At 73.4% G+C, this 11,887-nt stretch carries 9 protein-coding genes; 2 read left to right on the plus strand and 7 right to left on the minus strand.

Going from position 1 to position 11,887, the window contains the following annotated elements:
- From ABD067_RS01335 to ABD067_RS01360, 6 genes are all read right to left on the minus strand, one after another.
- Positions 1–528 (minus strand): hypothetical protein (locus ABD067_RS01335; protein WP_343893330.1); only part of this gene is annotated, 528 nt, incomplete at its 3' end.
- Positions 518–802, minus strand: coding sequence for a hypothetical protein (locus ABD067_RS01340; protein ID WP_343893331.1), 285 nt, complete (start codon positions 800–802; stop codon positions 518–520). The genes ABD067_RS01335 and ABD067_RS01340, both read right to left, overlap by 11 nt.
- A gap of 231 nt (positions 803–1,033) precedes the next feature.
- Entirely contained in the window at positions 1,034–4,177 is a 3,144-nt protein-coding gene (locus ABD067_RS01345; RefSeq protein ID WP_343893333.1) for an efflux RND transporter permease subunit, read from the minus strand.
- A 22-nt stretch (positions 4,178–4,199) separates the two neighbouring features.
- On the minus strand, positions 4,200–5,300 hold the full coding sequence (locus ABD067_RS01350; protein WP_343893334.1) for an efflux RND transporter periplasmic adaptor subunit: 1,101 nt from the start codon (positions 5,298–5,300) through the stop codon (positions 4,200–4,202).
- A gap of 66 nt (positions 5,301–5,366) precedes the next feature.
- On the minus strand, positions 5,367–5,993 hold the full coding sequence (locus tag ABD067_RS01355) for a TetR/AcrR family transcriptional regulator (RefSeq protein ID WP_343893335.1): 627 nt from the start codon (positions 5,991–5,993) through the stop codon (positions 5,367–5,369).
- Between the two features lie 1,448 nt (positions 5,994–7,441).
- Positions 7,442–9,085, minus strand: a complete 1,644-nt coding sequence (locus ABD067_RS01360) for a flavin-containing monooxygenase (RefSeq protein ID WP_343893336.1) — start codon at positions 9,083–9,085, stop codon at positions 7,442–7,444.
- A 176-nt stretch (positions 9,086–9,261) separates the two neighbouring features.
- On the opposite strand from ABD067_RS01360, the gene cuyA reads away from it, so the two are divergent.
- Both cuyA and ABD067_RS01370 read left to right on the plus strand, forming a co-directional pair.
- Positions 9,262–10,278, plus strand: coding sequence for a D-cysteate sulfo-lyase (gene cuyA, locus ABD067_RS01365; protein WP_343893338.1), 1,017 nt, complete (start codon positions 9,262–9,264; stop codon positions 10,276–10,278).
- Positions 10,275–11,321, plus strand: coding sequence for a YeiH family protein (locus tag ABD067_RS01370; protein WP_343893339.1), 1,047 nt, complete (start codon positions 10,275–10,277; stop codon positions 11,319–11,321). The genes cuyA and ABD067_RS01370 overlap by 4 nt, the downstream gene beginning before the upstream one ends.
- A 31-nt stretch (positions 11,322–11,352) precedes the next feature.
- Here the strand turns inward: ABD067_RS01370 and ABD067_RS01375 are convergent, their stop codons facing one another.
- Positions 11,353–11,844, minus strand: coding sequence for a flavodoxin family protein (locus tag ABD067_RS01375; RefSeq protein WP_343893340.1), 492 nt, complete (start codon positions 11,842–11,844; stop codon positions 11,353–11,355).
- Between the last annotated feature and the right edge of the window lie 43 nt (positions 11,845–11,887).

The raw sequence follows: 11,887 nt of genomic DNA on the forward strand, positions 1-11,887 counted from the left end.
CTCGCGATACCGATCGGCGAGAGCTTCCGGTCCGAGATCAGCGAAGCACTCCGCAGGGTTCTCCCGTCTATAGCTCTCCGCTTCGTACGTCAGAACCTCCAAAAAGAAGGTATAAGGATTAGGTGATTTTTTTGTGAACGTTGTTTCCGAAACCCGGCGCATGAACTCGCCACGAACTTTCCTCAAAACCGGCCTGACAAGCTGCTGCACATGCTTAATCTGAAGTTCTTCGGATGGGCACCAGACCTGGGCCAGGTAGTCGAAGAACGCCGCAGGGGCATCAACCGCGCGAGCGAAGCGGCAGCAATGCTTTGAGGTTCGAAACTGTTTGATCGCCAGGTCGAGCGGAACCCCCATGAACTCCAAGTTATTGAAGATCATCACGCCTAGCGGGTCGGAAGTGGAGAGTTCGAACAGCTTGTCCGCTGAAGGATAAATCTTCTCTGCACCGCCGATCGTCATGGTCACTGCGCTGTCCGCTGCGAGTGTCACGGCAGACCGGTTGATGATGGCGACCTCAGCGGTCATCGCGCTTCCACCGCGCTGCGGCCGCAACGCGCGCGATCTCCCGCCTCTGTTCCTGCGTGAGCTTCTCTGCCCGTGCAGCACCGCCTTTGAGCCCGCCGCGCCGGCCGAGTGCGACGGCGGCAGCGTTCTTGCCGTCCGGGGTCAGGAGTGGGTCTTCTTGCTCGCCCGTGGCTATGTCCACCAGGAGCTTCGCAAGTTGGTTAAGGTCACGCGGGCGTTTGCTTGAGCGGTTTGGCATGGCCGGACCCTGCACCAGCCAGTCGTGGCCCGTCAAGGATGCCTTTCCGCTCAAGCAATCCAGCAGGATTTCGAACTGGGTGCCTACCGGGCGGACAGCCGCGCGTTCCGCGCGAGACCCGACCCGCTGACCAGCCCGACGCAGGCCAGCCAGAGCGCGAGCCCGACCGGCACGAGGCGGGCGGCCCCGCGCGGCAGATGGCGCCTGGCGCCGGCAGCCAGGGCGATCGCGGTGGCCGCGAGGGAGCGAGGGAGGACGCGGCCGCCGTCAGTCGGCCCCCGCCGAGGCCAGCGGCAGCGCCCGCTCCGGGAAGGCTCCCGCGTCCGGCGCGCGGCGGGCGCCCGGGGCGGCGCGGCCGAGGAAGCGCCGGACGGGGCCGGGCGCCGCCTTGGGCAGCGCCAGGGCGTAGAGCGCCGGGGCGACCAGCAGCGTGGCGAAGGTCGCCAGGGTCAGGCCGCCGATCATCGCCACCGCCATCGGCCCCCAGAACACGGAGAGCGTCAGCGGCACGAAGGCCAGCACGGCGGCGAGCGCGGTCAGCAGCACCGGCCGGGCGCGGCGCACCGTGCTCTCCACGATGGCCTCGCGCAGCTCCGCCCCGGCCTCCAGGTCCTGGCGCACCTGGTCCACCAGGATCAGCGTGTTGCGCATCACCATGCCGGCCAGCGCGATGACGCCGAGCAGCGCCACGAAGCCGAAGGGCTTGTCCATGAGCAGCAGCGCCGCCGCCGCGCCCGGGATGCCGAGGGGCGCGGTGGCCAGCACCAGCGCCGTGCGTCCGAAGTGGCGGAGCTGCCACATCAGCAGCAGGAGCATGGCGCCGACCATCACCGGGAAGAGGGCGTAGAGCGCGGCGTTGGCCTTGGCGCTCTCCTCCACCGCGCCGCCGGTGACGATGCGGACGCCGGGCGGCAGGGCGGCGCGCAGGGCCTCGATGCGCTGCAGGGCCGCCATCGTCACGTCCGGCCCTTGCAGGCCCTCCGCCACGTCGGCGCGCACGGTCAGGAAGGGCTCGCGGTTGCGGCGCCAGAGGATCGGCTCCTCCATCACCGGCTCCAGCCGCGCGAGCTGGGACAGGGGGACCGCGCCCGCCGGCGTCGAGACCGTCAGGTCGCCTATGGCGCCGAGGCCGAGCCGTTCGGCCGCGGGGGCGCGCACCACCACGTCCACCAGCCGGTTGCCTTCGCGGAGCTGGGTCGCGGTCGTGCCGGACAGGAGCGCTTGCAGGGACTGCGCGACCGAGGCGGGCGAAAGGCCGAGTTGCGCCAGCCGTTCGCGGTCCAACGCGATCCGCATCGCAGGCGCGCGCTCGCCCCAGGAGAACTGCACGTCGCGCGTCCCCGGCGTGGCGCGCAGCGCGCCCATCACGTCGTCGGCCGCGCGGCGGAGCGCCTCCGCGTCCGGGCCGTGGACGCGGAACTGCACCGGGAAGCCGACGGGCGGGCCGAATTCCAGGCGGGACACGCGGACGCGGGCCTCCGGAATCGTGCCGTCGTCGGCCAAGGCCCGGAGCTTCGCCAGCAGCCGCTCGCGCGCGGGCAGGTCGGCGCTCTGGATCACCACCTTGGCGAAGGCCTCGTTGGGCAGGTCCGGGTTGAGCGCCAGGAAGAAGCGCGGGGCGCCGGCGCCGAGGTAGGTGGTGAAGGTGCGCGCGTCCGGGTCGCCGCGCAGCGCGGCCTCGACGGCCTCCGCGGCCTTCTGCGTCGCGCGCACCCCGGCGCCCTGGCGCAGGTTGATGTCCACCAGCAGTTCGAGCCGCGCGGAGGTGGGGAAGAACTGCTTGCGCGTGGCCGCCATGCCGGCGAAGCCCGCGGCCATCACCGCGAGCGTGGCGAGGAGCACGGCGGCGCGGTGGTCCACGCACCACGACACCGCGCGCCGGAGGGCGCGGTAGCCGCGCGTGTCGTAGGCCTCGTGGTGGCCCGCCGCGCGCTTGGGCATCGGCAGCAGCTTCACGCCGAGGTAGGGCGTGAACACCACGGCGACGAGCCAGGACGCGACCAGCGCCGCGCCCACCACCCAGAAGATGCCGCCCGCGTACTCGCCCGCGGTGGAGGCGGCGAAGCCCACCGGCAGGAAGCCCGCCACCGTCACCAGCGTCCCGGAGAGCATGGGGAAGGCGGTGGAGGACCAGGCGAAGGTGGCCGCGCGCACCCGGTCCCAGCCCCCCTCCAGCTTCACCGCCATGGCCTCGATGGCGATGATCGCGTCGTCCACCAGGAGGCCGAGGGAGAGGATGAGCGCGCCGAGCGTGATGCGCTCCAGCTCCATCCCCCAGGCGAGCATGACGAGGAAGACGACCGCCAGGGTCAGCGGCACGGAGAGCGCGACGATGATCCCGGCGCGGAAGCCGAGCGACAGGAAGGAGACGAGCATCACCACGGCCAGCGCCGCGGCGAACTTCAGCAGGAACTCGGACACGCTCTCCTGCACGACGCGCGGCTGGTCGGCGATCTTCTCGATCTCCAGGCCGGCGGGCAGCTCGGCGCGGGCGGCCGCCACGGCGGCGTCGAGGTCGCGGCCGAGTGCCAGCACGTCGGCGCCGGCGCGCTTGGCGACGCCCACCAGCACCGCGGGCTTGCCTTCGTGCCGGATGGCGTTCGTCGGGGGATCGGCGGTGCCGCGGCCCACCGTGGCGATGTCGCCGAGGCGGAGCGTGCGGCCGCCGCTCTCGATGGGGATGGCGCGGATCGCGGCCAGGCCGTCGAAGCCCTCCTCCGCGCGGAGGAAGACGCGGGAGGAGCCGGTTTCCGCCACGCCGGCGGGCGAAACGGCGTTCTGGCGCGCGAGCGCCTCGACCACCGCCGCGGGCTGCACCGCGAGGGTCGCCAGCCGGGCGTGGCTCACGTCCACGAAGACCTTCTGCGCCTGCTCGCCGAAGATGGCGACCTTGCCGGCGCCGGGGAGCGCCAGCAGCCGCAGCCGGATCGCCTCCGCTTGCCGCACCAGCTCGGCGTTGTCGGCGCCGGTGACGGCGAGCACGGAAGCGTAGACGTCCGAGTACTCGTCGTCGAAGAACGGCCCCTGCACGCCGGCGGGCAGGAAGTGGCGCATGTCGCCGACCTTCTTGCGCACCTGGTACCAGAGGCCCTGCACCTCGCGCGGCGGCGTGGTGTCGCGCAGCACCACCGTCGTCACGGCGGCGCCGGGCCGGGTGTAGGTTTGCAGGTAGTCGAGGTGGGGCAGGTCCTGGAGCTTGCTCTCGATCCGGTCGGCGACCTGGGACTGCATCTCCTCCGCCGTGGCGCCGGGCCACTGGGCGGAGACGACTATCAGCTTGAGGGTGAAGCCCGGGTCCTCGGCGCGGCCGAGCCGGAGGTAGGAGAAGGCGCCGGCGGCGGCCAGGATCAGGATGAGGAACAGGGTCAGCGCGCCGTTCCGCACCGCCCAGTCGGAGAGGTTGAGCTTCATCGCGGCGGCCCTCCCGTGGCGGTCAGCGCAGGGTGGCGGACAGGCGGGTGCCGGCGACCCGCACCCGCGAGTCCGGGTCCAGCACCTGCGGGCCGACCGCGACGACCCGGTCGCCGTCCGCGAGCGGGCCGCGGAGCGTCGCCGTGACCTCGCCGAGCGAGACCACCTCCACCGGCACGGCGGAGACCTTGGCGCCCTCCACGCGCCACACCATCGGGCCTCGCCCGCGGTCGTGCAGCGCGGAGAGCGGCAGGGTGGCGGCCGCCTCGCCGCCGCCATCGGCCGCGGCGAGGCGCACCGTCCCCGTCATGCCGAGCGCGACCCAGTCGGGGGCGCCGGGCAGGGAGAAGCGGGCGGTGTAGGTGCGGAGCGCGGTTTCGGCCTGCGGCGCCAGCTCGCGCAGCCGCGCTGGGAGCACCTCGTTGGGGCGGGCCCAAAAGGCGGCTTCGGCGCGCCCCCCGGCGGCCTCGGCCATCGCCGCTTCCGGCACCTGCACGACCAATTCCCGTTCTTCCGGGTTGGCGACGCGGAGCACGGCTTGGCCTTCCGCCACGACCTGCCCGGCTTCGGCGAGCAGGGCCGTCACCACGCCGTCCGTCGGCGCGCGCAGGACCGCGTAGTCCAGGCGGCGCTTGGCCAGATCGAGTTGCGCGCGGGCGGAGGCCGCGCGCTCGGCGGCGCTGCGGGCGGCGGCGACGCGCTGGTCGTCAAAGGCGGCCGAGACGTGGCCGGCGGCGAGCAGGGTCCGCGAACGGGCGGCGTCCGCCGCCGCTTGGCGCGATTGCGCTTCGGCCGCCGACAGGTCGGCCTCGGCGGCGCGTACCGACAAGGCCAGGTCGGCGGGGTCGAGGCGGGCGAGTTCCTGCCCGGCCGTGACGCGGCCGCCGACCTCCACCAGCCGCGCGGCGATCCTGCCGCCGACGCGGAAGCCGATGTCGGCCTCCCGCCGCGCCCGGACGAAGCCGGTGTAGGCCTGGGCGGCGCCGGCCGGGGCGAGCCGGACCTCGGCCACCTGCACGGGCTTGGGCGCTTCGGCTTGCGGCGTCGGGGTGCCTTCGGCCTTGCACCCGGCGAGGGCGGCGGACGCGAGGGCGGCGAGGGCTAGGTGCTGGACGGGACGCATGGCGCTCTCCGGCATGGGCCTGAGCGCAGATTAGCTAATGACTGATGATTGTCAATAGTCGTCACATCAGGAAGCATCGGGCCGGAGGGCGCGGAGGACGAACGCCGTCATCTGCTCCGCCTGCGCCGCCATCTCCGCCTCCGGCATCAGCCGGGACATGCACTCCTCGACCAGCACCGGGTGGTTGAAGGCCAGCACCGCCTGCTTGACCGTGCGCGCGGTTTGTTCCGGGTCCAGCTTGGCGAAGTCGCCGGCCGCCATGCCGTCCATCAGCACGTGCCGGATCGCCCCTTGGACGCTGTGGATGAAGCGTTCGATCACGCCCCAGTGCTCGGCCATGGCGGCGGTGACCATGTCGTGCATGCGCTTTTCGCTGAAGAACAGGGCCACGTGTTGGGTGTGGATGTGCCGGAGCAGGGCGGCCAAGCGCTCCGGCGCCGGTTCCGGGCCGCGCGCGATGGCCCAGGCGGCGTCCACCAGCCCTCCCAGCAGGCGTTCCGCTATGGCCTCGTTGATGGCGCTCTTGGAGGGGAAGAAGCGGTAGACGTTGGCCGGCGACATGCCGAGTTCGCGGGCGATGTCGGCCACTGCGGTTTTCTGGTAGCCCATGGTCCGGAACAGCCGCTCGGCCGTTTCCTCGATGCGGGCTCGGGTGGCTTCGGCGCGGTTCTTCGGGCTGGTCGTGGCCGACATGGTCTGACGGTTTTCCTCAATCGTCACAGACTGCACCGGTGAATCGCTTCGTGGAAGCTCGAGGCGCGGCATGAGACCGCAACGCCGGCGGCGGGCGGTCGTCACCCGCGCCCGCCGGCCAGCCGCGCCGCCGCCGGGCTGCGGCCGAGGCGCAGCATCGCCACGCAGCCCAGCGCCGGGCCGATCGCCAGCGCGGCGAAGGCCCCGCCCCAGCCCAGGCGGGCCACCAGCACGGGCATCAGGTGGATCGTTACCAGCGTCAACGCGAAGCCGAGGCAGGTCTGCACCGTGAGCATGGTGCCGGTCAGGCCGGGTTCGGAAAGCTCCGCCACGCTCGCGGAGAACTGCGCGGAGTCGGCGACGGCCGCCGCGCCCCAAACCAAGCAGAGCCCGACCGTGAGCGACGGGTGCGAGCCGAAGGCCGGCCCGGCGAGCAGGCAGCAGGCGCCGGAGGTCGCCATGGCCCACACCGTCACCCGCACCCTCCCCACCCGGTCCGCCAGCAGCCCGGCCGCGACGCAACCGACCGCGCCCGCCGCGATCACGGCGAAGGCGGCCAGCGCCGCCACGCCCGCCGCGGCACCGCCTCCCGCGTCGCCGCCGGCACCCNCCGCCGCCAGCTTCGCCGCCACGCCCGGCGGCGAAGCTGGCGGCGAGGTAGGGCCCGACCCAGGCCCACAGGGCGTACAGCTCCCACATGTGCCCGAGGTAGCCGAGGGTCGCCAACCGCGTGCCGCGGTTGCGCCACAGCCGCAGCGCGTCGCCGGGCCGGAAGCCGAACGGGGCGGGCGCGTGGCGCGGGCCGAGTTCGGCCAGCCCGACCAGCGCCGCCCCGGCGACGGCCGCGAGCGAGGCCGCGCCCACCGTCAGCCGCCAGTCCAGCCCGCCCAGGGCGTTGACCAGGTGCGGCGAGGCCGAGCCCAAGGTGAGCCCGCCCACCAGCAGGGCCACCACCAAGCCCGTGTCGCCGCGGTCGGCCCAGCCGGCCGCCAGCTTCATCCCCACCGGGTAGACTCCCGCCAGCGCCGCCCCCGTGGCGAAGCGCGCCGCGATGGCGGCGTCGGCGCCCGCCGGCACCGCCAGCATCGCGGCGTTCGCGGCCGCGCCGAGCAGCGCGGCGGCGGCGAGCACCCGCCTCGGGTCGTAGCGGTCGGGCAGGGACAGGGCGGCGCTGAACAGCGTGCCGGCCACGAAGCCCGCCTGAACGGCCCCCGTCAGCAACGATTGGAAGCCGGCGCCGGCCGCCGCCGCGGCTTCCCGCGCCATCCCGGGACCGGCGGCGGTGCCCGAGAACCACAACGACAACGCCAGCACCTGCGCGGCGATGATCAGGGCCAGGTTGGCGGCCTTGCCGGCCAAATCGCGTCCTCCGTTCCGTGCCCCGGGCGGGAATCGGGCCTCCCGCGCCGGGGCCGCCGAGGCGCCGCGGGCCGGCCCCGCGGTCCGGCCTAGGCCAGTTCGAGTTCCCGGTACCCCTTCGCCGCCACCTCGTCGCACCACGCGCGGTACGCGGGCGCGCTCCCGCTGTAGCGCGCGACGATGCGGGTCTGCTTGCCTTCCACGTTGGTGTTGACGCCGGTGAACCAGGAATCGACCTCGTTGGACAGGAGGCCCGAGCCCACCGCCTTGACGTGGTCGGTCCAGGCCGCGACCGCCTCCGGCCGGGCGTCGACGCGGGTGAGGCCCCGCTCCCACATGTGGCGGAGCAGGCCCGTCACCCAGTCGACGTTGTACTCGATGCTGCGCGGGATGTTGCCGAGGGCGGTGTGCGGCCCCATCAGCATCAGCATGTTGGGGAAGCCTTCGACCAGGACGCCCATGAAGGTCTGCGGCCCGCCCGCCCACCGGTCCTTCAGCCGCTGCCCGCCCGCGCCCCTGATGTCGATGCGGTCGAAGCTGCCGGTGATGGCGTCGAACCCCGTCGCGTAGACGATCATGTCGAATTCGTGCTCGGCGTCGGTGGTCCGGATGCCTTGCGGCGTGATGCGCTCGATCGGCGTTTCCCGGAGGTCCACCAGCCGGACGTTGGGCTGGTTGTAGACCTCGTAGTACCGCGTCTCCAGCGGCACGCGGCGGGTGCCGAAGCCGTGGTTCTTCGGGATCAGCTTCTCGGCCACCGCGGGGTCCTTCACCCGTTGGCGGATCTTGCGCGCGACGAATTCGGTGATGGCCGCGTTCGCCTCCCGGTCGGTGAGGACGTCGCGGAAGTTGCCTTGCCAGATGCCGAAGCCGGGCGAGGCGTACAGCTCCTCGAAGAACGCTTCGCGCTCCTCCGGCGTCACCTCGAAGGCGCCGCGCGGGTCGGGCGTGTGCAGGAAGCAGGCGAAGGACTCGCGGCAGCGCGCGAAGATCCCCGGGTAGCCGGCCTTGATCCGGCGCTGCTCCTCTTCGGTGATCGGGCGGTTGTGCAGCGGCGCGCACCAGTTCGGCGTGCGCTGGAACACGGTCAGGTGCGCGGCGGTCTTGGCCACCTCCTGGATGGTCTGCACGCCGGTGGCGCCGGTGCCGATCACCGCCACGCGCTTGCCCGCGAAGCTCACCGGATGGTGCGGCCAATGGTAGGTGTGGAAGGCCTCGCCCCGGAAGGTCTCGACCCCTTCGATGCGCGGCAGGGTCGGCGCCGAAAGCGGGCCGACGGCGGTGATCAGGAAGCGCGCGGTGTGGCGGCTGCCGTCTTCCAGCGCCACGTCCCAGCCCCGGAAGTCCTCCCGCCAGTGGGCGGCGGCCACCCGGCTGCCGAAGCGGATGTCGCGGCGCAGGTCGAACTTGTCGGCGACGTGGTTGAGGTAGCGCAGCGTCTCGGGCTGGGGCGCGAAGTGCTCGGACCAACTCCACTCCTCCAGCAACTCCTGCGAGAAGGAGTAGCCGTAGGAGTAGCTTTCCGAGTCGAAGCGCGCCCCGGGGTAGCGGTTCCAGTACCAAGTGCCGCCGACGCCGGAGCCGGCCTCGAACACGCGCACCCGCAGGCCGAGTCCGCGCAGGCGGTGGAGCTGGTACAGGCCCGACATGCCGGCGCCGATGATGATGGCGTCGTGGTCCAAGGCCGGCGCCGCGTCCGCCGCGGCTGCCCCCATCTCGCGCGAGGTGGCCATCCGTCGTTCCTCCCGCATCCGGCGCCGGAGAAGATTGCGCCGTCCGTGCCGTCCATCCCATAGCGGCGGCCGGGCGGGCGGGATACGGGTCCGATGACTCCCCGGGAAATCGCGTCCGCCAGCGCCCGCGGGTATCGTGCCCGCCGCCTGACCAGACCCACGAGAGGACGACGCCCATGAACCTGGCCCGCTTCCCGCGCATCCGCCTCGGCCACGGCCCGACGCCGCTGGAGCCGATGGAGAACCTGACCAAGCGCCTCGGCGGGCCGCGGCTCTGGATCAAGCGCGACGACTGCACCGGCCTGTCCACCGGCGGCAACAAGACGCGCAAGCTGGAGTACCTGATGGCCGACGCGCGGGCGCAGGGCGCGGACACCGTCATCACCCAGGGCGCGACCCAATCCAACCACGCGCGGCAGACGGCGGCGGCTTGCGCCAAGCTCGGCTTCCGCTGCCACATCCTGCTGGAAGACCGCACCGGCTACACCGACGACGCCTACCGCATGTCCGGCAACGTGCTGCTGGACAAGCTGCACGGCGCCAGCGTGGAGCGGCGTCCCGGCGGCGCCGACATGCAGGCGGAGATGGAGGCGGTCGCGGAGCGGATGCGCGGGGAGGGCAAGCGCCCCTACGTCATCCCGGGCGGCGGCTCCAACCCCATCGGCGCGCTGGGCTACGTGACGGCGGCGCTGGAGTTGGTGAACCAAGCGGCGGAGATGGGCCTCAAGATAGACCACCTCGTCCACGCCACCGGCAGCGCCGGCACGCAGGCGGGGCTGGTGGCCGGCTTGGTCGGGCTGAACAGCGGCATCCCCGTGCTCGGCATCGGCGTGCGCGCGCCGCGGGAGAAGCAGGAGGCGAACGTGCTGGCGCTGGCGCAACGCACCGCCGATCACCTCGGGCTGCCTCCCGGCACGGTGCGGGCGGAGCACGTGGTGGCCAATTGCGACTACGTCGGCCAGGGCTACGGCATCCCGACGCGGGGCATGGTGGACGCGGTGCGGCTGGTGGCCGAGACGGAGGGCGTGCTGCTCGACCCGGTGTACTCTGGCAAGGGCATGGCGGGGCTGATCGACCTCGTGCGGAAAGGCTCCTTCCCGGAGGATTCGAGCGTCGTGTTCCTGCACACCGGCGGCGCGGTCGGCCTGTTCGGCTACCCGGACGCCTTCGACTTGCCCGCCGAAGCGGCGTGACGCTGGAGGCCGCGCGCCGCGTCGCGCCCGGCCTGCTGCTCGCGGCCGCGGTCGCCGCGGCCTCCCTGGCCTTGGCGCCGGCTTCCGGTGCGCTGGTGCGCGCGGCCTTCGGCCCGCAGGCGCCGGCGGTGCCGGCGATGGTGCTCGCCCTCGTGCTCGGCATGGCTTTGGGCAGGGTCGCGGCGCGGCCGGCCTTCGCGGAGGGGCTCGGCTTCTGCGCCAAGCGCCTGCTGCGCGTCGCCGTGGCGCTGCTGGGGCTGCGCATCGCGGTCGGCGACGTCTTCGCGCTCGGCGCCGGCACGGCCTTGCTGGTCGTGGCGGCGATGGCGGGGACGCTCGCCTTCGCGGTCTGGATGGGGCGCCGGCTGGGGCAGGAGGCCGGCGCGGGCGCGCTCGCCGGCGCCGCGACCGCCATTTGCGGCGCCTCGGCCACCCTGGCCGCGGCGGCCGCGCTGCCGGCCTGGCGGGACAAGGGGCGGGACGTCGCGTTCACGGTGGTCGCGGCGAACGCCGCCTCCACGCTCGCCATGCTGGCCTACCCGCCGGTCGCGGCGGCCCTCGGCTTCGACGCGCGGGAGACGGGCGTGCTGCTGGGGGCGACCATCCACGACATGGCGCAGGTGGTCGGCGCGGCCTACGCGGTGTCGCCGGGGGCGGGCGACGCGGCGGTGGTGGTGAAGCTGTTCCGCGTGCTCCTGCTGCTGCCGGCGGTGCTGGCGCTGGGGTGGTGGTTCGCGGCGCGCGGGCCGGCGACGGGCGGGGCGCCCACGCCGGCCGTGCCGGGCTTCGCGGTCGGCTTCCTGCTGCTCTGCGCCCTGAACTCGGTCCTGCCCGCCACGGGCGCGGTCGGCGCGGCCTGGGTGCCGCTGCGCGCGGCGCTGGTCGAAGCCTCCTCGCTCGGCCTGCTGGTCGCCATCGCGGCGCTCGGGCTGGGCACGTCGGTGCGCGCCGTCCTCGGCGTGGGCTGGCGGCACTTGGCCGTGTTCGGCGGCGCGAGCTTGGCGCTGTTGGTCTTCGTCGCCGGCGCGCTGGCGCTGGGTTGAGCGTCGTCCGGGCGGGGTAGGCGCCGCGGTCCTAGAAGATGCCCATCGCCATCCCGGCCGCGAGCGTCGCCCCGAGTTCTTCGCAGCGGGCCAAGTCGCCGGCGCCGATCGTCTTGGTCGCCAGGATGGCCTCGGGCGTTTGGGCGTGGGTGCAGACGATGAGCGGCCCGGCGACGGCGCGCAGCCGCCAGCCGGTGCAAATGCGCTCGATCTGGCGCGCGGCGTTGCGGCCGTCGCTGCCGGCGCAGACCATCGCGGCGTAGGGCCGGCCTTCGATGCGGCCCAGCGCCGCGTAGTAGGTGCGGTCGAAGAAGTCCTTCATCAGCCCGGACACGGCCGCGAGGTTCTCGGGCGTGGCGAAGACGTAGCCGTCGGCCGAGAGCACGTCCGCGGGCCCGGCGTCCGTGGCGTGCAGCAGGCGCACCCCGACCTCCGGCTCGGCTTCCGCCGCCCGCGCCGCCGCCGAAGCCATCTGGCGCGTGCCGCCGGTCATGGAATGGAAGACGACCAGCAGCGTCCTCATGGGCGTGTACCCGGCGGCGACGGCTCACGGCCTCCGGCGGAGG

This window comes from Craurococcus roseus, from assembly GCF_039523795.1.
Taxonomy (GTDB): domain Bacteria; phylum Pseudomonadota; class Alphaproteobacteria; order Acetobacterales; family Acetobacteraceae; genus Craurococcus; species Craurococcus roseus.

Excerpts from the sequence above, each read along its gene's own strand:
- ABD067_RS01350 (WP_343893334.1), bottom strand. The coding sequence starts at position 5,300 with ATGCGTCCCGTCCAGCACCTAGCCCTCGCCGCCCTCGCGTCCGCCGCC.
- ABD067_RS01375 (WP_343893340.1), bottom strand. The coding sequence starts at position 11,844 with ATGAGGACGCTGCTGGTCGTCTTCCATTCCATGACCGGCGGCACGCGC.
- ABD067_RS01345 (WP_343893333.1), bottom strand. The coding sequence starts at position 4,177 with ATGAAGCTCAACCTCTCCGACTGGGCGGTGCGGAACGGCGCGCTGACC.
- cuyA (WP_343893338.1), top strand. The coding sequence starts at position 9,262 with ATGAACCTGGCCCGCTTCCCGCGCATCCGCCTCGGCCACGGCCCGACG.
- ABD067_RS01355 (WP_343893335.1), bottom strand. The coding sequence starts at position 5,993 with ATGTCGGCCACGACCAGCCCGAAGAACCGCGCCGAAGCCACCCGAGCC.
- ABD067_RS01360 (WP_343893336.1), bottom strand. The coding sequence starts at position 9,085 with ATGGCCACCTCGCGCGAGATGGGGGCAGCCGCGGCGGACGCGGCGCCG.